Annotated in this window: 22 protein-coding genes and 1 pseudogene; 7 read left to right on the top strand and 16 right to left on the bottom strand. The window is 38.7% G+C overall.

Annotated elements, in window-relative coordinates; genetic code table 11:
• Positions 1-29: 29 nt before the first annotated feature.
• From LG307_RS10535 to LG307_RS10520, 4 genes are read right to left on the bottom strand one after another with little or no spacing between them, the layout of a single operon-like run.
• Positions 30-566, bottom strand: coding sequence for a GNAT family N-acetyltransferase (locus LG307_RS10535; protein WP_404450209.1), 537 nt, complete (start codon positions 564-566; stop codon positions 30-32).
• Positions 567-574: 8 nt separating this feature from the next.
• Entirely contained in the window at positions 575-1426 is an 852-nt protein-coding gene (locus LG307_RS10530; RefSeq protein WP_404450208.1) for a DUF2785 domain-containing protein, read from the bottom strand.
• Entirely contained in the window at positions 1416-2105 is a 690-nt protein-coding gene (locus tag LG307_RS10525) for an HAD family hydrolase (RefSeq protein ID WP_404450207.1), read from the bottom strand. The genes LG307_RS10530 and LG307_RS10525 overlap by 11 nt, the downstream gene beginning before the upstream one ends.
• Positions 2098-2685: a GDSL-type esterase/lipase family protein gene (locus tag LG307_RS10520; RefSeq protein WP_404450206.1), complete on the bottom strand. Its 588-nt coding sequence runs from the start codon at positions 2683-2685 to the stop codon at positions 2098-2100. The genes LG307_RS10525 and LG307_RS10520 overlap by 8 nt, the downstream gene beginning before the upstream one ends.
• An 83-nt stretch (positions 2686-2768) precedes the next feature.
• On the opposite strand from LG307_RS10520, the gene LG307_RS10515 reads away from it, so the two are divergent.
• Positions 2769-3125, top strand: coding sequence for a FeoB-associated Cys-rich membrane protein (locus tag LG307_RS10515; protein WP_404450205.1), 357 nt, complete (start codon positions 2769-2771; stop codon positions 3123-3125).
• 64 nt (positions 3126-3189) lie between these two features.
• On the opposite strand, the gene LG307_RS10510 is transcribed toward LG307_RS10515, so the two are convergent.
• On the bottom strand, positions 3190-6243 hold the full coding sequence (locus tag LG307_RS10510; RefSeq protein ID WP_404450204.1) for an efflux RND transporter permease subunit: 3054 nt from the start codon (positions 6241-6243) through the stop codon (positions 3190-3192).
• 194 nt (positions 6244-6437) lie between these two features.
• Positions 6438-8216 (bottom strand): S9 family peptidase, encoded by a 1779-nt coding sequence (locus LG307_RS10505; protein WP_404450203.1) that lies wholly within the window; start codon positions 8214-8216, stop codon positions 6438-6440.
• Positions 8217-8367: 151 nt separating this feature from the next.
• On the opposite strand from LG307_RS10505, the gene LG307_RS10500 reads away from it, so the two are divergent.
• Both LG307_RS10500 and LG307_RS10495 read left to right on the top strand, forming a co-directional pair.
• Positions 8368-9558, top strand: a complete 1191-nt coding sequence (locus LG307_RS10500) for a CapA family protein (RefSeq protein ID WP_404450202.1) — start codon at positions 8368-8370, stop codon at positions 9556-9558.
• Between the two features lie 189 nt (positions 9559-9747).
• Positions 9748-10035: a HesB/YadR/YfhF family protein gene (locus tag LG307_RS10495; protein WP_404450201.1), complete on the top strand. Its 288-nt coding sequence runs from the start codon at positions 9748-9750 to the stop codon at positions 10033-10035.
• Between the two features lie 37 nt (positions 10036-10072).
• Here LG307_RS10495 and LG307_RS10490 read toward each other — a convergent pair whose 3' ends face one another.
• From LG307_RS10490 to LG307_RS10470, 5 genes are all read right to left on the bottom strand, one after another.
• Positions 10073-10378 carry a hypothetical protein gene (locus tag LG307_RS10490; RefSeq protein ID WP_404450200.1) on the bottom strand — a complete coding sequence of 102 codons (306 nt, stop codon included), beginning with the start codon at positions 10376-10378 and terminating at the stop codon, positions 10073-10075.
• A 2-nt stretch (positions 10379-10380) separates the two neighbouring features.
• A complete protein-coding gene (locus LG307_RS10485) occupies positions 10381-10806 on the bottom strand; it encodes an acyl-CoA thioesterase (RefSeq protein ID WP_404450199.1) in 426 nt (141 codons plus the stop codon).
• A gap of 112 nt (positions 10807-10918) precedes the next feature.
• Complete coding sequence (tlp, locus tag LG307_RS10480) at positions 10919-11161, bottom strand: small acid-soluble spore protein Tlp (RefSeq protein WP_404450198.1); 243 nt, start codon at positions 11159-11161, stop codon at positions 10919-10921.
• A gap of 92 nt (positions 11162-11253) precedes the next feature.
• Positions 11254-11397: an acid-soluble spore protein N gene (locus tag LG307_RS10475; RefSeq protein ID WP_010193544.1), complete on the bottom strand. Its 144-nt coding sequence runs from the start codon at positions 11395-11397 to the stop codon at positions 11254-11256.
• Between the two features lie 67 nt (positions 11398-11464).
• On the bottom strand, positions 11465-11599 hold the full coding sequence (locus tag LG307_RS10470; protein WP_082153446.1) for an FbpB family small basic protein: 135 nt from the start codon (positions 11597-11599) through the stop codon (positions 11465-11467).
• A 275-nt stretch (positions 11600-11874) separates the two neighbouring features.
• Between LG307_RS10470 and LG307_RS10465 the strand changes: the two genes are divergently transcribed.
• Positions 11875-12333 (top strand): DinB family protein, encoded by a 459-nt coding sequence (locus tag LG307_RS10465; RefSeq protein WP_404450197.1) that lies wholly within the window; start codon positions 11875-11877, stop codon positions 12331-12333.
• A 14-nt stretch (positions 12334-12347) separates the two neighbouring features.
• Positions 12348-13043 (top strand): DUF1287 domain-containing protein, encoded by a 696-nt coding sequence (locus LG307_RS10460; RefSeq protein WP_404450196.1) that lies wholly within the window; start codon positions 12348-12350, stop codon positions 13041-13043.
• Between the two features lie 38 nt (positions 13044-13081).
• Here the strand turns inward: LG307_RS10460 and LG307_RS10455 are convergent, their stop codons facing one another.
• Both LG307_RS10455 and acnA read right to left on the bottom strand, forming a co-directional pair.
• A complete protein-coding gene (locus tag LG307_RS10455) occupies positions 13082-13591 on the bottom strand; it encodes a TlpA family protein disulfide reductase (RefSeq protein WP_404450195.1) in 510 nt (169 codons plus the stop codon).
• A gap of 558 nt (positions 13592-14149) precedes the next feature.
• A complete protein-coding gene (gene acnA / locus LG307_RS10450) occupies positions 14150-16855 on the bottom strand; it encodes an aconitate hydratase AcnA (protein ID WP_404450194.1) in 2706 nt (901 codons plus the stop codon).
• Positions 16856-17150: 295 nt separating this feature from the next.
• Between acnA and sspO the strand changes: the two genes are divergently transcribed.
• Positions 17151-17300, top strand: a complete 150-nt coding sequence (gene sspO / locus LG307_RS10445; protein ID WP_404450193.1) for a small acid-soluble spore protein O — start codon at positions 17151-17153, stop codon at positions 17298-17300.
• 374 nt (positions 17301-17674) lie between these two features.
• Here the strand turns inward: sspO and LG307_RS10440 are convergent, their stop codons facing one another.
• The gene (locus LG307_RS10440; protein ID WP_063561001.1) at positions 17675-17941 is read right to left on the bottom strand and encodes a hypothetical protein; all 267 of its coding nucleotides are present in this window, start codon (positions 17939-17941) and stop codon (positions 17675-17677) included.
• 134 nt (positions 17942-18075) lie between these two features.
• On the opposite strand from LG307_RS10440, the gene LG307_RS10435 reads away from it, so the two are divergent.
• Positions 18076-18219, top strand: coding sequence for a small acid-soluble spore protein P (locus LG307_RS10435; RefSeq protein ID WP_010193529.1), 144 nt, complete (start codon positions 18076-18078; stop codon positions 18217-18219).
• On the opposite strand, the gene selA is transcribed toward LG307_RS10435, so the two are convergent.
• Both selA and LG307_RS10425 read right to left on the bottom strand, forming a co-directional pair.
• Positions 18203-19603: an L-seryl-tRNA(Sec) selenium transferase gene (gene selA, locus LG307_RS10430; RefSeq protein WP_404450192.1), complete on the bottom strand. Its 1401-nt coding sequence runs from the start codon at positions 19601-19603 to the stop codon at positions 18203-18205. The genes LG307_RS10435 and selA overlap by 17 nt on opposite strands.
• Before the next feature lie 76 nt (positions 19604-19679).
• Positions 19680-19865, bottom strand: a pseudogene (locus tag LG307_RS10425) (Rdx family protein); the annotation flags it as partial.
• Positions 19866-20050: the final 185 nt, after the last annotated feature.

Raw genomic sequence — 20050 nt, 5'->3', positions numbered from 1 at the left:
TAACCTATAGAGATTGTTCTTTATGTAATTTAAATAGTAAGCTCCATCAGCCAACAATCTCTATATTTCCCTTCATGTAGTATATGCTTAGGTAATACTCTTTTCTTTTTAAAACCAGTTTTTTCATAGCATTTGATGGCCCTTCCATTGAATATCATTGGATCCATGACTAGCCGGTTGGCCCCTCTTTGATTCAGTAGGTAACTAACCATGGATGAAATATGCAGGGTTCCTATCCCCTTGTTCCAGTATTCGGTATCCCCTATAAACTGGTCTAAGCCATAAACCTTCTTCATTTCATAGTAATCTGCAAGTGTACTAGAATCCTTGTTGATTGGATAATATTGAATATATCCAATGTTTTTTCCTTGATAGACTACCATACACCTAGATACTTCATCATTTCTATTAAAGAATTTACTTATGATATCTTCAAAATTAAATGTTTTATCTCGCCCTTCATAGAACTCCAACACTTTTGGTTCACACAACCATTTTAATAAATGTTTTTCGTCCTTGCCTTGTTGAAGTTCCCTTATAAGTAATTCTTCTTTTTGATCAATCAATATAACACCTACCCTTGGCCATATGTTTTTCTGAACCAGTATTGAATTTCTTGTTCTAAACATTCTAGAAGTTCCTTATCAGGGTTTATTAGCTTCAATCTAAAATAAAGGGACTTCATGAAATTGGTCACGTTAATCTTACTACGATAAAAAGACGGTGTTTGTCCGTGCTTTACTTGTTCCTTTTTCAAAATAGACGAGAGTGCTTTTATCCAGTTTATAAGCATGTGCTTCTCCATCCCTTTTTCTAACAGGGCTTCTAATATAAAAATAAGCCGCTCTTCTTCCTCATCTTGGTACACGACATCCTTTAGTAGGCAAGTTTCTATTGCTCTAAGTACATCAAATAGTAGATTCATTTGAAAATGTGCGTGACTTACCAGGGCAGTTAACATATCAGCTCCATGAGCGATACTGTGTGCCCATCCCTTATTTTCTATGAATCCCCGCGTGTCCCTTTCTTTACTTAGATATTCAAAGATTGCTGTCTTTACTTCTAGCAACCTCTTAGCATCAATAAGAGTTCCATCGTCATTGGCTAATATTAGAGCAACAACCAAAGAAGAGAAGGATCGAGTAAAAACAGAGTCCGTATTCTCTTCCCCGATTTTATAAAACAGATGCTCTATGTCCAAACATATATCTAACACACTTGCCATTTTTAACTTCGGTATCTTTCCACCCTCTATTAACTTAGCAAAGTTGGCGTAAATTAGATCATCACGAAGAGTGGGGTCTGTTGAACCGATGTGCTTTATCAAGGAATCTATCAGGGTGTCGCGAAAAGTTGCATCTTCTACTATCCTTTTTTCTTGGAATGTTAAAAGCTCATGCTTTAGTATTTCTTCTTCAAAAACCATCTTCTTTGCCTTCCTTTTCATTAATGGATTGGACAATAGCAGGCATACAACTGAGATCCTCTATAATAAAGTCTGCATCCACTTCATCCCAAAATGAATCTTTCTTCCAAACCGTCGTCATGCCAACAGCTTTGGCAGCCTTCACATCATTTTCAGGGTGATCGCCGATAAATAGACATTCCCTTGTCGAGAATCCTAGAAACTCTGCGGATCTGCGAAAAATTTCAGGATTAGGTTTCTTTATTCCTTCCCGCTCCGACACAAGAATGGATTGAAAAAAGGGGGCGATACCCAGTGCTTTTAAATTGTTCATTTGAAAAACTTCAAAACCGTTCGTTATCATTCCTAAAGAAAGGTTATCTTCAGAAAGTCGCTGAAGTGTGTTTTCTACATTATCAAAAGGGGTACAATGAAATGGAAAGTGATGGATATAATCATCTAAAAGTTCTTTCCAAGTCAGCCCCTCTATTCGAAATTCATCAATAAGCTGCTGATAGACATTATCTTTCCAGACATACCCGCGTGCATCCAACTCGATGAATCTATCAATATAGGTATTTTTGTGAATATGCCTGAAAGCTTGCTTACACCTTTCATACTGATCTTCAACGAACTTTTTTAAGGAAACATCCCTATTCAAAAGTGTGCCATCAAGGTCAAATATAACCGCCCTAATCAATTTTTTGCTCTTCGTTTGATTCTATTTCAACTATCTTGTCATTGATTAAATTTGCCAATATGTCATAGCCAGCATCACCAAAATGCAAACCATCCTTTAATATGCCGACTAAGAGCTCTTTATAATGGGGTTTAGCGTACAATTCTTTGTAGAAGTCAATCAAATAACTGCCGGTTTCTTCTGATACACGCTTTACTGCATCAGCATATTTAGCCAGTTCAGTATTTTTCCTGTTTGGTTGTAATGCTTCATCCACTGGAGGAGGGGTGATGAGTATCGTTTTATCCGGTCCTATTAGTCGGGTAATCTTTAATAAGTTCTCTTCATACGTGTTAAGAGCAACCTTTTTATGAACTGCAGCATCATTCGAGCCGAATAATACAGTTACTAAATCTGGGCTATGAATTAATACATCCTTTTCAATTCTTCTTAATGCGTCCTTCGTGGTATTAGCGGATACCCCTGCATTGACAACCCTGAAAGTAGGGAGTTGAAAACTAATTTTTTCAGTAAGTCGGGGATTGTCCTTTCCTTCATGCCTTGCAGTCAAACTATCGCCAAAACAGACAAGTGTTTTCATATGTATACATACCACCTTTAAAAATCTATTAATAGTTTTATGTTACCATATAATAGAAAAAACAAAAGCGAAGGGGGTTTAATATGAAAAATGAATTAATTGTTAATCTATCAATGGAAAGCCTGATGATCAATGTAGTTATTGGTATTGTGGTTGGATTAATCGTAGGTTTTATTTTGAAGAGGGTTTACAAAAATAAGAAAAAAGTCGACAAAGGATTTGCGCTAAGCTATTACAAGCTCAGCTATAGACGAAAGCTGATTCGAAACCTATGGCAACTCCCGCCGTCTCTCATCGTTTTGATTGCTCTCATTATTATTTTTGATATCTCCACCACTGCTTCCGTTATGTTATTGGCCCTATTTATCTTAGCTGGCCTTACCCACTGCCTACTCCTTTATAGAAAGTGGAAACAAGAAGAAAGGAACACAGAAATGTAGAACTCGAACATCATAAAAGAAACAAGCACCCCTTATCACTGAGACAAAGGATGCTTGCTTTTCATTAACCTGCTTTTTTAGCTGTAGTGACTTCTTTGCCTTTATTTTTATTTCGATTGTAAATATTACGAATACCCACCCCAAGATCATGGAAAAGCATGTAGACAGAAGGGATCAGTACCAATGTTATTAAAGTGGAGAACAATAGTCCTGCAATGACAACTGTAGCTAAAGGTGCCTGGTAGTTGCTGGCTGCTCCTGTTGAAATGGCAAGCGGCAACATTCCTCCAACTGTTGTCAACGTCGTCATGAAGATCGGGCGTATTCTGTTCATACCCGCTTCTACCATTGCTTCCCCTACGCCATAGTTTTCTGCTCTCAGTTGTTTAGCTCGGTCAATCAAAAGGATAGCATTATTTAATACAATCCCAATTAACATGATTACCCCCATCCCTGACATAATGCTTAGTTCGCGCTGTGTTAAAAGTAAGCCTAGAATAACACCAGTGAATGTCATTGGAATGATTGTCATGACAATGATCGGGTGAAGCAAGTGATTGAATTGAACAGCCATCACTACGTATACCAAGAAAATGGCAATCGCCAAGATAACTAACATATCTTGTATTGCTTCTTGTTGCTGCTCAAGACTTCCTCCAACCGAGATAGTATAGCCGTCTGGTATTTCAAATTTCTCTACAATTTTTTGTACATCTCTATTAACAGAACCTAAATCGCGATTCTCGATATTTGCAAGAACCTTGACAATCCGCTCTCCGTCTTTATGATCAATTTGTCCAGGTGCTTTTACTTGTTCAAACGAAACATAATTGGAAAGATTCTTAGGTCCTTCTTGTGTGGTAACCTCAAGCTCTAATAACTGGTTTTTGTTTGTAATTACTTCATTAGGGGCAACTAAGATAGGAGTTGCGCCTTCATCTTGCAATGCACCGATTGGAACAGAAGAGGTTAAATTATTTAATTCACCTAAAATTTGTACCGGAGTAACTCCATCCTTCGTCATCTTTGCTTCATCCAGAACAATTAGTTCCTCATCCATGAGTTCCCCAAGTGATGTAGTCGTTCCTATAATCCCATCAATACCGTTTAATTCTTTTACCATATCAGAGGATAATGAAGTCAATCCATCCAGATCTTCTCCACTTAACTCAATTTGAACAGGATAACTTGCTCCAGCGCTCATTACAGAGGTAACATCCACGACAGGATAATCTTCTTTTAGCTCAAGCAATCCCTTGAGTATCTGTTCATTTACTTCTTTTTGCTCTAAGGTAGCTTCTTCTTCTGGTGTCATATTGATCAGCACAAACATTAATTCAATTTGATCCAGTACAAATCCTTCCTTAACATCTGGAATATCAACGAGCTTGGAATGTATTGCTTCTGCTACTTCATTTTTCTGATCTGGTGTGACACCTTTATCTAAAGTAACCATTATCTCTGAGTAGCGATTATACATGTCAGGCATGATAGTCATCGGAACTTTTGTAACTAAAGCCAGAGAACCGATAAACATTAAGAAAAACAGGAAGATGACACCGTAACGTCTGCGTTTTTTACCTGTCAGCCATTTAATGAACCTACCATAGGACAGGATAACCTTACTCTCCCTCTTATCTTGTTGCTTTTTCGTCAATTTCAAAAAATTCTCTGAAAGGGATGGTATCAGTGTAAATGAAACCACGACTGAACTTACGAGTGTCACAATGACCACAACAGATAATATAATCATGAACTTGCCTGCTTCCCCACCTAACAAACCGATAGGTAAAAACACAACTATGGTAGTCAGCATGGAAGCAAATACCGCAGATGCAACTTCTTTCACTCCGACTAATACAGCTTCCCGGTTCTTTAAACCTTGTTCCTTTTTTCGATAAATGGACTCTAAAATAACGATGGAAGCATCCACCATCATACCTATTCCTAATCCTAGTGCAATTAAACTAAGCATATTGAGGCTGTATCCCAATAACCACATGCTCGCAAAAGTGAGTAGGATGGATAATGGGATGGAAATTCCGATAATCAAGGTTGCTCGAACATTACGAAAGAACAAGAAAAGCACCACGATAGCAAGTAATCCACCTATTAGGATGTTGCTTGATACTCCATCAACCGCTTCGCTAACATAGTCCGCTTGAGCTACTATTTCCTCAAATTCGAATCCGGAAACAAGCCCTTCTTCTCTTATTTTTTCCACTTCCGCACGGACCGCTTCGGCCATTTCAATTTGTGTAACCTCGGAAACTCGCCCAATTTGAACCATTACTACATCTTGGCTTCCGTCCTTCCAAACACCAGATGCTGTTTCCCGATTTTGTAGTTTGATTTCTGCTAGTTCACTTAATTCCTTCACACCGGACATCGTAGGTATTAGAATCCCTTTGATATCCTCTACACTTGTTAATGAAGTATTCCATCTTAAGGTTGGCTCGTTTACTTCCTCCGATAGTTCCCCAAATGAAGTAATAAGATTAGATTGTTGAATGGTTTGAATGATTTGCTGTGAGTCCACACCAGCTTCCGTAAGTTCATCCCTTTTAAACTGGACGACAACCTCGTTTTCTTCCAAACCATCAAACTTTACATCTCTTACTTCAGGCAATGCTTCTAATCTAGGCTCCACTATATTTTTTGCAAAAGATGAAATGTCCTTCATATTACCATTGGATATATCCATATAAAATTCATATTCCTGGCTGGTAGTCATTTGAAAGCTATTAATATACTGAACTCCAGGGATTTGGCTGGATAATGGGGCAACGGCGGCCTCTATATTTTTATGTACTTCATCCCCTCTTCCCTCTTCTACCATGACAGTGATGGAAGACTTTCCAACATACGTTGCTGAAGTGTGAGATTCGACCCCATCAAGTCCGCTTAAAATCTGTTCAATGGGTTTTGTTACTTTATCTTCTACATCCAATACAGGCATTTCCCCTGCATCTACCTGTACAATCGTCATATCAAAAGAAACCGGCGGCATTAATTCCTGGTCAAGTTTATTCAGCGAATAGAAACCGATCATAAATACGAATACAACTAAAAGCCCAACAGCGATTTTCCTTTTTAAAATAAACTCCATCATCGACATCCCTGAATTCTCCCCTCAATTAAAAAAATAAGAATATATTTCCATCTCCCAAAATTGATTATATGCTCTATAAAATTAAATAAAAAGCCTTTTTTGGAAAATACTTCTTGAGGCGTAGTTGGAGGTACGACTAGAGCTCCATAAAAAAAGGACCCGGAACATCAATCCGAATCCCACCCAATAAGTTGTAAAAATTAAATGTGCTTTTCTAAAAAGTCCAAAATCACCCTAAATACTTTTATTTCATTTTCCTTCTTTGAAAAACCATGCCCTTCATCTTTCAATACAAGGTATTCTACGTCTCGCCCTTTTTCTTTTAACGCATCCACAATTTGGTCGGACTCTTTTTGAACGACCCGCGGATCGTTTGCACCTTGGATGATTAACATTGGTTTTGTCATTGTGTCAAGGTATGTGATTGGAGAATCGATTGTCAGACGATCCTTATCTTCAACAGGATCTCCTACCCATTGCTTCATTATCGGTTTCCAATGTTCCGGCACAGATTCAATAAAGGAAAACAGATTACTGACACCAAATATATCAATGACAGCCTTGAAATACTCAGGATGACGTCCATGGAGAAGTAACGCCATGTATCCTCCATAGCTACCGCCCATAAGGAATATTTTATCTCTGTCCGCAAACCCTTTTTCGATGATCCATTCCAGGCCATGGATGTTATCAAGACGAGGTCCGTGTCCCCAGTCTCCTTCTACCATCTTCATATAAGCCAATCCATAGTTGGAGGAACCTCGGAAGTTTGGAGCAAAAATGCTGTATCCTCTATTTACAAGGAATTGAAAATAGGAACGGAAGAATTTTCGTTCCGATGCCTGTGGACCACCGTGCGGCCAAAGAATCACATGACCGTTTGATACATCTTCTTTAGCCTTAAAGAATAATGCTTCAATCTCTAGTCCATCAAAAGATGGGTAGGAAAGGATTTCAGGTTCACAAAGATCATCACCATCTACTGCTGGGACACGATTATTCGTTAAAGGAATCCACTCTGCGTTTTCCATTTTATAGATGTTTGCTGGCTTTGAGGCAGTTTTCCCTAATAAATAGACTGATCCACTTTTACCGATTACCACTTTTTCGATGATGGAGACGGGTATGGCCACTTCATTCCAACTTTTATCCTCCAAACAATAGGTATAGAGTTTATCCTCCACTCCTTTGGCTGAAACTAGATATAAATTATTTCCTGTCTTATCAAAGTACATATTATTAAAGTGCATATCACTATCTGAAACCCTTGTGAATTCCTTCGTATCAAGATCAAAATGTGCGAGGTAACCATTGTCATCCTCAAAGTCTGTTACAAGATAAATGGAGTTGGATCCGGTAAATACGGCACTGTCAACGGTATGCTGATTCACTGTTTCTGGAGTCAGCTTAGTTGCTGTTTCTCCTTGGTGTAGAAATGCCTGGGTATGAGTATTGGCAAAATGTTTTAAGGTAAGAAAGCTTTCTTCATCCTCTGAGACGGCTATTAAGTATGTAGAAGCATCTGTCCCCTCAACCAACATCTTCTCTTCGTTAGTCTCTAAGTTGTAGCAATAGCAGTTTAGGTAGGTTTGATTTCCTTTTGTGCTCGTATAATAAATGCGTTTCCCGTCCTTTGAGAAACTCGGGTTCATATGACGGTGCTCTTTTTCCACTCTCACATCCTGCAATTCCCCGCCGCGGCTTGGAAGTGCATATAGCTGTGTCAGCTCATTTCCATCTTGGTCAAAACTTGCTAATATGTATTTTCCATTTGGATCGTACTTGAGGCCATGGCAGCTTTGGTCATTAAATGTAAGCGGGTATGGATATTGATTAGGAAGATCCATCGCCCATACATTATAATGACCAGTAAGATTGGTACTGTAGACTAACTGTTTTTCATCAGGACTAAGCGTAAAATCTTCAATATTAAAAACTTTAAAGAACTGTTCTACTTCTGGTTTATTGAACGTTAACAAAATAACTTCCCCCTTTTTTCTATATCCCTTATTATTTCGAGATGCAAAACAAAAACCCTTTAATTTTTTGAACATTCGACATATTACGATGAAATTTGCGAAAACTATGTTATATGGTGGAGAAAGAAAAAGATATAAGGGGTTAATTACAATGAATAAAAAATTTAAATACTTTTTCCCAATTTTGATTATTTTATTATTGGGTACCGTTTTTTCTATTTTATCCTTTCATCATTTCAATAATTTTTCGGGGAGCGAAAATCAAGAGGAATCCGTTACAAAAACAGTGAAAATGCATCCTACATCAAAACAAGTAAAATCTGAAAAGGGGTTCCGTACTGAGGCAACACTTTCCGCTGTTGGAGATTTACTTATTCACAGCACTGTCTATAATGCAGCAAAAACAGGAGAAAACAGGTATGATTTTAATCCGATGCTAGAAAGTGTGAAATCATATCTCCTTGAAACTGACATCTCGATAGCGAATCAAGAAACCATTATCGGAGGTACGGAAATTGGCTTATCCAACTACCCTAGCTTTAACAGTCCGTTTGAAGTTGCCGACGCCCTTCAAGAAGCTGGCGTTGATATTGTCAGTATCGCCAACAACCATACCCTGGACCGTGGAGAAAAAGCAATTATGAATGCAATAAACCACTATGAAACAATCGAAATGGAATACGTCGGGGGATACAAAAGTAACGAAGATAAAGCAAGACTTCGTACCATCTCCAGAAATGGCATTGATTTCTCATTCTTGTCCTATACATATGGTACTAATGGCATTCCTGTACCGGAAGGAAAAGAGTACTTTGTGAACCTGATTGACCGTGAGGCAATCAAGAGAGATGTGGAAGAAGCCAAACAAAATTCAGATGTTGTGGTAGTCGCTATGCATTGGGGAGTAGAATATATCCTTTTTCCAAACTCTGAACAAGAAGAACTTGCAAACTACCTTGCCGAAATTGGGGTTGATATTGTTATTGGGCATCATCCTCACGTACTCCAACCGATGAAATTTATGGATAGGCCGGATGGCGGAAAAATGTTTGTTGTCTATTCGCTTGGTAACTTCCTATCAGGGCAAAAGGATGACTACAAAGACATAGGCGGAATTCTCCAATTGCATATTGAAAAAGTAGTAAATGGCAAGGAAAGCAAAATCGATATTAGAGTGGATAATTTTATTCCTACCTATGTTTCACAAGTCAACCCTACTAAATATCATGTGGTTCCACTAAAAGATGCCGCATCATACGGGTTTGCACAAGGCACGGCAAAAAACGAGGAAATGATGCAGCATATGTATCAATGGTTGGAAGAAGATGAAATAAATAATTAGATGAACTGGCATCGATCTAAAATTGTTGGATCGGTGTTTTTTCATTTCCCCTTAAAGTGGTTTCATTTGGTTGCGTATGTGGAATTCAGGTATAATAAGGTAGTACATATATATTGCGTTCATGCGAAAGCATCTTTCCTTTTTTCAAGGCAACGTAATACAATCAAAGAGACAAAAGGAGTTGCTGTTATGAATATTCACTTATCAGACCAAGCATTGGAATGGTATAAAAAAGAGCTTCATCTTGAAAATGGAGACAACTTGAAATTCCAAGTACGCTACGGAGGTTGCAGTACCGTGCAAAAGGGATTTTCTTTAGGAATTATTAAAGAAGAGCCAGACCAGCCTGTTGCAACCACTGAGAAAGACGGGATCACTTTTTATGTGGAGGAAAAAGATGCATGGTATTTCGACGGCCATGATCTTCACATTGAGTTTGATGAAGAGTTGAATGAACCTAAATTTGATTATGAATAAACATAAAAAAGAATTAGGGCTTTATAGTCCTAATTCTTTATTTATGTTCAAAGAAGCGATTAATCTGGTCCCATTGACCTTCTTTTTTCAAAATCATCAACTGGGTATCTCCGATTAAATCAAAATGAGGATATTTATCCCGTTTATGTATCCATTGCTCCTTCAACCCATATTGCCTGCCCCATTCCATGAGCTTTTTCAGATCACAGCAACCGGCTTTTGTGACAGTGGTAATGCCATCAAAACGAGGATGAATCCAATAGTGGGTAAGGAAGGCGATCTCCCCACTTTTCACTTTCTTTTTCCACTCTTGAAGTTCCCCTCGCTTAATTCCGAATGCCATATCTACTCTCCTTGCTTTTTCGCATTTTCATAAGCAGTATGCCACTCTGGATATTTTTTACGAATAATAATCGGCTTGAAATTATCCTTTTTCACACAAACATGCGAGGAACTTCCCAAGAGTGCGATTTCCTCTTGTGGAGTAAGTATTTTATAACCATAGACCACTCGAAAGCCATCGTAGGTCTCAATCCACGTATGTATCGTCGCTACTTCTCCGTAACGAAGCGGCTTTTTATACGTTACATTTATATCGATTACAGGCGAAATCACTCCGTCCTGTTCCATCTCAGCATAGGAAAAGCCTAAATCTTTAATTAGTTGCGTTCTGCCGAGTTCCATCCAAACCAAGTAGTTGGCATGGTATACTACGCCCATTTGATCTGTCTCTGCATAACGCACTTCTATCTCTTTTTTAGATATTAGCATCTATACTCCCCCATTCACTTGGCTGTATTTCATTATGATAACACAAAAGAATATTTTTCCACATTAAAAGACTTATAAAAAAAGACGGGCATTTGCTGCCCGCCTTCCGTTATTACTCTAAACCGTTTTCACGAGCACTAGCTTCGTCTTTAATCTCAGACCTGAAAGCTGCAATGCTCTCTTCGCGACGGTGGTTTTTTGCTTCAATGCGGGATCTTTCCTCTGCATTGGCAAATTGCATGGAATCATGTGCTTCCTCAATATTTTCTATTGTATTCTGCACCATGCTTTGTAGTTTTTCTACATTATCACTGCGATCATCCGGGTTTGCACGATGTTGTTTGTTTTGGTCCATAACAAAACGCCTCCCTTTAGTGAATGAAAAGTTACTACAAGTGGTATTGTTTGCAACAGATGCTACATCAACACATGAAATAGTTGGATATATTACTCACCCTTCGTTTGAATCACTTGAGCGTGTTTACCTGAAGTATCTTGCATCTGCTTGCCTTTATTGCCTCCAGCCTCTTGTGGCTGAGTTCCGATATGGTTTGGCATAAAGTGCTTTCTGCTTCCTTTTGGATTACTCATAAAAACATCCCTCCTACCTTTACTATCTCTAGGTAGAGGGATATTTATAACAAGAAATATTTGAAAGTTATTCTGCCGCTTTGTTCAACATTTTTTCTTCCAAGCGATCTTCAATTTTACGTAAAGCCTCTTCGTCCTTTAATAACAATTGTTTGTTTTCCAAAACTAGCTCTTCAAACGAACGTTTACGGATTCTTCTCATTTTCTCACCTACTTATTCATTATTGTAATAGTATTAATGTCCAAAATACTCTTAAATTATGATAATTTTCTGTAAAATAAATTAGAATTTGATGAAAATTTGAAGAGTCAGTAAAGTGGTGTTCTTCATAGAAGGTTTGTTATTATTTATATAACCATTTTCAGAAAATTAGAAACTGGTATAAATAGCCACGATATCGAATATATGTTCTTGTTTTACTTTTATAATTAATGTACAATTTAATGTAAGAATATTATAAAAAGTGGGGATTCAATATGAAATTGACTATTTCACCTTATCAAGCTTATCGGAACAACATGGAGTTTTTCGGGTCACTTTCAACCAAGAATGAAGCAGAATTAACTAAACCAATTTCAAGTGGAAAATGGTCTATCAAGGAAATCATCGGCCACATATACTTCTGGGATTTATATTTGTTGGAAAATATGGTACCTGAAATGAAAGACAACGGTGTTCTTCCAGACTTCCCGGACCATGATACTTATAATGAAAAAGCTCTAGAATCAATTAGATCCTTTGAAGGCACTAATGTACTTATTGAAGAATTTATTATCATAAGAAATGAGCTAATGGACAAAATGGAGAGTTTGGATCAAAAAGTTACTTTCACCATCGGGAAGAAAAAGCGCAAATATACTCCTGATTCATTCTTACGTATGTTTGTAAAACACGATATACACCATATGGAGCAAATCATAAGCCTGGCTGATTGACTTGGAGGTGAAGAATGAAAAAGAAAACGTGGATTTTTATTGTAGGGGCCATAACTTTTCTTTTAAGTTTTGCCTTTATTTTTAAGGATGGCATCGTTTTGGATTATCTAGGAATTAATGTGTCACTACCTTTTACCAAAACTTTGGATATTCCCATCACTTTATCCGACCATGATCAAAATAAAAATGGCATACCAGATCAAATAGACATTGTTATAACTGCAAGAAAAGAGGTAGAGCAGCGTACACCTTACAAGAGTGTATATTATGACGGAGGTTATCCACCTGATACAGAGGGTGTTTGTACGGATGTAGTCTGGCGTGCCTTAATGGGAGCAGGAATTAATTTAAAGGATCTTATGGACAACGATATTGCCGAGAATACCAAACTGTATCCAAGGGTTGGTGGTGACCCTGACCCTAACATTGATTTTAGGCGTGTTCCAAATCAATCTGTATTTTTCGATAGATTTGCACAATCGTTGACGACGGAAGTTATTAAAGGGGATATGGATAATTTAGAGCAATGGCAAGCTGGAGACATTGTCGTGTTTCTTGGTGGAGATTTTGATCATGTTGGCATTGTTTCAGATAAACGAACAAAAGATGGAGTTCCCTATATTATCCATAACACTTATCCGTTTGCCTCTGAAATAAAGCTAACATCTTTTAAATCCCCGATAACCGGGCATTTTCGCTGGAAATTTTAAAAGAGGTTGCACAGATTATCTCTGTACAACCTCCCTCATTAATTCATTTTAGCAACCTGTTCTTCCATCAATTCATATGTCATAGGTCCTAAATGCATATAGGAAATGACACCCTCCGAGTCGATAAAGAAAGTAGAAGGCATAGTCAACACTTGATAGTGTCTAAAGATATCTTCCTCATCAAGAAGAATTGGAAAAGTATATCCACCCTCTTTTACATATTTCTTAATTGAATCTATACTCGGCTCGCTGGTAGTCAAGTTAACAGCAAGCATCACAACATCTTCGTTTTCAGTATGAAACTTCTGCATTTCAGGCATTTCTGCTCGGCATGGTCCACACCAGGTAGCCCAAAAGTTTACAATGACTTTTTTTCCTTCATAATCGGAAAGTTGTGCTGTTTTTCCATCCAATGTATTGAGTTCAAAATCAATAGCTTTTTCGCCTGGCTGGGTGCCAGTCGCCAGATCTTTTTCTCCAAAAACCTGAAAAATTGCATAGCCGCTCAATGCAACTAGAAAGGCGATTGCTATTATTTTTTTCACCATCTTTATTCCCCACCTTTATAAAAATGCCATTAGTCCAAAATAGCTAGAGATAATTATTAAAATACTCGGAATCAGAATGAATACTGAAGTTCTAATATTTATGTTGGATTGCTGTAGTTTCCAAAATAAGAAAGCTACTGTTATAACTACAGCAAGATAAAATCCCCTTGTTCCCCCTGTGAAAAAAAGCAGGCCATAAGGATTTGTCCAAAGGATAGACGGCCTGAAGATAATAATACTAAATTTGAAGATCAGAATCCACATCAGTAACCCGGTTGTTAAATGATTCTCCACAGTTTTAATAATATCCGGCTTCCTTCTAAGGTATATAGCAATATAAAGATATGCTACTAGACAAGAAAAAAGAAGAACCAGATAAGACTTCTTTATTAGCAGCGGACCTAAGTGAACAGCTTCCATACCATACCCCTTTACCAACTATTACTTTCATTTAATCATACATAAGGGTATATTACTCCCCTTAACCTATGTCAATTTTATAACATTTGAATCTAAAGAAAAGCTGGCCTCTATAGGAGGCCAGCTTTCCATGATTTATTATGCTTTTAGCTTGTCGCGTAATACCATACGCAGGATACCACCGTGACGGTAGTAGTCGATTTCCACTTCACTATCGAAACGAACAAGTGCTTCAAATTCTTTCTTGTTGCCTTCTTCGTCAGTAGCAGTAACTTTTACAAAGTCACGTGGTCTAACTGTTTCGTCAACAGCTACTTCAAATGTTTCTTTACCAGTTAAGCCAAGTACTTCTGCACTTTCGCCATCTTTGAACTGTAAAGGTAGAACTCCCATTAGAACAAGGTTACTACGGTGGATTCTTTCGAAGCTTTCCGCGATAACTGTTTTAATTCCAAGTAGGTTTGTTCCTTTAGCAGCCCAGTCACGGGAGCTTCCCATCCCGTAATCTTTACCAGCGATAACCATCAGGCCAGTGCCTTCTTCTTTGTACTTCATGCAAGCATCATAAATAGACATTACATCGCCAGTTGGCCAGTAAGTCGTCCAACCGCCCTCTGTACCTGGAGCGATTTGGTTACGGATACGGATGTTTGCAAACGTACCACGCATCATTACTTCATGGTTACCACGGCGGGAACCATAAGAGTTGAACTCACGAGGAGTTACACCATTTGCTTGTAGGTATTTACCTGCAGGCGTATCTTTTCCAATGGAGCCAGCCGGAGAGATGTGGTCAGTTGTAACAGAATCTGCAAACTTACCAACTACACGTAGACCAGAAAGTGGTTCTACAGTACCTGCTTCAGCTGTTAACCCTTCAAAGAATGGTGGATTTTGAATGTACGTGGAATCATTATCCCATGAGTACAATGCTTCATCAGAAGTTTGGATTTCATTCCAGCGCTTATTGTCATCGAATACATGCTCATATTCTCTGCGGAATAGTTCTGGAGTTACCGTTGATTTAACCACTTCTTTAACTTCTGTCATAGAAGGCCAGATGTCTTTAAAGAATACATCGTTGCCATCTTTGTCTTTTCCGATAACATCGTTTTGAAGATCAACGTCCACATTACCAGCAATTGCATATGCCACAACTAGTGGTGGAGATGCAAGGTAGTTACCTTTTACAAGTGGATGGATACGTCCTTCAAAGTTACGGTTACCAGAAAGTACAGAAGTAACAAGCAAGTCGTTTTCTGCTACAGCTTCTTCAATTTCGTCTGCTAATGGACCGGAGTTACCGATACATGTCGCACAACCGTAACCAACGATGTTGAAACCTAGTTGATCAAGGTACGGTTGAAGTCCGGAATCGTGTAGGTATCCTGTAACAACCTTGGAACCAGGTGCTAAAGATGTTTTTACAAAACTTGGAACTTCCAATCCTAATTCCACCGCTTTTTTCGCAACTAAACCAGCAGCGATCAATACGTATGGGTTGGATGTATTTGTACAGGACGTAATGGATGCAATCGCAATAGATCCTGTTTTCATTGTTGTTTTTTCACCTGAAGCCAATGTAACTTCTACTTCTTTATTGATGTCAGTAGGAGTTAATCCATAGCCTTGGTTACCTTGTGGAGCAACTAACGCATTGCGGAATGTTTCCTGCATCATGGATAGTGGCACAAGGTCTTGTGGACGTTTAGGTCCAGAAAGGTTCGGTTCGATAGCTCCAAGATCGATTTCTACCACATCTGTGTAGATTGGATCAGCATCAGGGCTGAAGAATAATCCGTTTACTTTAGAATACTCTTCTACCAATTTAATTTGCTCTTCACTGCGACCTGTTAAACGCATGTAATCAAGAGACTCTTCATCAACTGGGAAGAATCCGCAAGTTGCTCCGTATTCAGGTGCCATGTTAGCGATCGTTGCACGATCAGCTAGCGGCAGTTCAGATACACCAGGGCCGAAGAACTCAACGAACTTACCTACCACACCATGTTTACGCAATACTTGCGTTACTTTTAATGCTAAGTCAGTTGCAGTTGTTCCATTTGGCATGGAACCTGTAAGTTTAACCCCTACAACCTCAGGAACTGGGAAGTATGAAGGTTGGCCAAGCATTCCTGCCTCTGCTTCAATTCCACCTACACCCCAACCAAGAACACCGATACCGTTGATCATGGTTGTATGGGAGTCTGTTCCAACAAGCGTGTCAGGGAATGCTACGTATTCGCCATTCTCTTCTACAGCGTGAACAACATTTGCTAAGTACTCCAAGTTAACTTGGTGAACGATACCAGTTGCTGGCGGAACTGCACGGTAGTTGTCAAATGATTTTTTCGCCCAGCTTAGGAACTTGTAACGCTCTGCATTACGTTCGAACTCAAGCTTCATGTTGAAGTCTAAAGAGTCAGCAGTACCAGCTTTGTCTACTTGTACAGAGTGGTCAATAACAAGATCAACCGGGATTTCAGGATTGATTTTCTGAGGATCTCCACCTACGTCAGCCATTGCTTTACGTAAAGACGCAAGGTCAACAACCGCAGGAACTCCTGTAAAGTCTTGAAGAATTACACGGGAAGGCTTGAATGGTACATCTACGTCCTTCTGCTCATCTGTTCCCCATTTTGCTAAATTTTCAACGTGCTCTTTTGTGATAACACGGCCGTCTACCTGACGTAGAACGGATTCTAATAATACTTTAATGGAGTATGGTAAACGTGACACGTTACCAATGTTTGCTTTTTCAAGCGCTTGCAAAGAATAGTAATGATACGTTTTGCCGTTCACATCAAAAGACGTGCGGGCATTAAAAACATCTTGCTTCGTCATATGTATTACCCCCTGCTACTCATAGTTTAATAGGACCTCGCTATGAACAATTAATAGGCATTGAAAAACAAGCTTTCACTGTTCGGAAAGCGTTTGCGAATGTTTTTCTTTGAGACAATTTTCGAGTTGTTTCTCCCACCGAATAGTCCTTACAATATTATCTTAATACAACATTTCTCATAAGTAAATATCAATAAAGTTATCAAATCACATAAGTTACACTTATCTTTCATAATATTCCACAAATACATGCCATTGAAACCTCCGGAGAAACTATAAATGGAGGTGAAATGAATTGGCAAAAAGAAAATCGAACCATGTCATAGAAGGTATGAATAGTGCTGGCGGGCAAGGAAAAGGTGCTGGATACAACGAGGAACTTTCCAATGAGCCCTTGACGGAAGCTCAGAAGCAGAATAATAAAAAACGTAAGAAGAATCAGTAATAGAGGTTAATGTGAAGTCAACTCCAATTTGGTGGGGTTGATTTTTTTGTGAATTGGTTAAGGTACCATTTGTTTGGTATCACTCTTTCGAGGGGAATACAGAACTTAGGTCTGAATGGTTCTTTTTTGTAATTACAAGTTCAAATAAAGTAGTTATAAATCAAATGTCCGAAGATTTTGGATTTTTGACCGAAGATTCCGTAAAGTTGACCAAAGATTTTGCAAAGTTGGCCGAAGTTTCGCCAAAAGATCTCAAGTCTGAATAAAACACATTTCATAAACACACTCCCTAAAAACAAAAATAAAGCCAATCTAAAACCCAACTTCCGGTTCTAGGTTGGCCACCTCTAGCCTTACTTTGCCACAAAAAAACTCTATTCCAACGTATTCCCTTCCCCTTGCTGCATCAGCCGTTGAAGGTCTGCTTGAAATTGCATCAATTGCGGACGTTGTGTTTCAGAAGCAACTTCTAGAGCATTGTTAATCTGCTCCATCGCTTCGTTCACTTCATTTTCTAGTCGTTTGAAGTCGTGCCCGTAGTTTGGGTCATTTCTTACAATCGCCTCGTACACATCTCTCGCTTGTTCTGTTCCTTGTTGTGCTGCTTGAAAAGCCTGCTGTTTATCCTTATGATATGGCATCTGATTCGCTCCTTTAAATCAATGGTAATAATAGCTCTACCTATACTGCCCGTTTTAATGAAAAATATACCTCAGACAGAAGAGCATAAACCTGTCCATTTTTCAAAAACTATAGATAAAGGAGGAGATATACAATGAACAAAAACAGCCACAAAGATATGGTCAGAAACCAGCCTAAGGATAATCAATCAGGCCAACCCGCACCTTTAAGCGGATCTCATAAAGTGAAAAACCGTCAGCATACTCGCCAAAAGCATAATTCTAGTCACGATATGTAAGCTCCATTTTACGGAAAGCTTCCACCATCTTAGGTACCTCCCCTTGTGTGATAGTTCGGAAATCCAAAATCACGTGTTGATCTTGAAGCCGGACCACCACACTTGGGGTTCCTTTCCTTAAACCATCTGCCAAGGTCTGTGATGAAAGATTGTCCGCGTTCACCCTAACTGCAATGGAAGATATTTTCACTTCTGGCATCGTACCACCGCCCACCATTGACTCCACTTCTACAAGCTCCCAATTAAACATCGTAAAGGAGGTTACGGAATCAAGGAATATTATCGCTCTTTCTCTTACCTCTTCAACGGATATTAACATATCTCTTACCGTTGGAATGTCTTTCGCTTTCTTGTTTGCATACGCTTGTAATGTCGCCTCTAACGCCGCGAAACTCATTTTATCCAATCGAAGCACTCTGGCAAGCTGATGCTTTTTCAACTTATCGATATATTGCTTTTTTCCAGCAATGATACCTGCTTGTGGTCCACCCAACAATTTATCACCGCTAAACGATACAATGTCCACACCAGTTTCTAACACGTTTTGGACAACCGGTTCCTCTCCGATGCCGGCTTCTGTGAAATCAAATAGCACTCCGCTACCAAGGTCTTCGTAAACAATCAGATTTTCTTTGAGCTCTTTTAATTCTACGAGTTGTTCTGTTGATACAGTTTGAGTAAAACCAACTACTTTAAAATTGCTTGTATGTACTTTTAACACCATGGCGGTGTCATCAGATAGAGCTTCCTTATAATCTTTCAGATGAGTTTTGTTTGTGGTACCAACTTCAACGAGTTTTGCACCGCTCTCTTCCATTATGGAACTGATTCGAAAAGATCCTCCTATCTCTACAAGCTGACCTCTTGAAACAATTACTTCTTTTCCTTTACCAAACGCATTCAAGATAAAATACACTGCTGCCGCATTATTATTTACAACCATGGCTGCTTCGGCACCTGTTACCTCTTTGATTAAATCCTCGACAATATCGTGCCTGGATCCCCGCTTCCCTGTATCAAATTCAAACTCTAGGTTGGAGTAGTTCGAAGCAACTTCCACAACCCGGTCAATTGCTTCTCTACTTAACCTTGCACGCCCAAGATTTGTATGCAAGATGGTACCTGTTGCATTGATAACTGGCAGAAGGCGTGGCTTGTTTTTTCTATTTAATATCTGTTCCGTTTGATCCCATATTGTAGAAGTGATATCTGAACTCTTTAGGTCACCCGCAATAATTTTATTTCTTAGCCCCTCTATTGCCATTCTTAAAATGGAGGTCATAACTGTTTTATCAACATCATACTTCTTGCTTAATTGGATAAAAGTAGATTGATTTTGCAGTTCATGAATTGGGGGAATGCTTCGAAGTAATTCCTTCATCATTTTCACCTTTTCTTTTCGGTCATCTTCCTATTATATCCTAATAAAAACGTAAAAGAGAAGGGTTGCCCCTCCTCTTCTACTTTGCTTCTAATTGTGCAATAATGTCTTCTGCTTTCGGAAAAACACCAGTTTGCTTTTTTGAATAAATGGTTTCTCCATTTACCGACACTTCAAATTTCCCTCCAGAGCTTGGAATCAGCTCCATAGACGTAATATTGGTTCGGAAATGGTTAAAAAGTGATTCCGCGAAACTCGCGGCTTTTGGCGCGTAGTTTCACTGCATGCAAAATTCGATGGATACTTTGAAATTGCTCATGATTTTTCCTCCTATGCAAGTTTTCACTACGATGACCAAGATATTCCTTCTTAGTCATTAGTTTTATCATAGTACATCTATTATCTTTTCGCAAAATTCAAATCTTTATCACTGGTAAACCATCCTTTGGA

The organism is Sutcliffiella horikoshii, from assembly GCF_044809035.1.
Classification (GTDB): domain Bacteria; phylum Bacillota; class Bacilli; order Bacillales; family Bacillaceae_I; genus Sutcliffiella_A; species Sutcliffiella_A horikoshii_G.
This window is presented reverse-complemented; position numbering and strand designations above follow the sequence as displayed.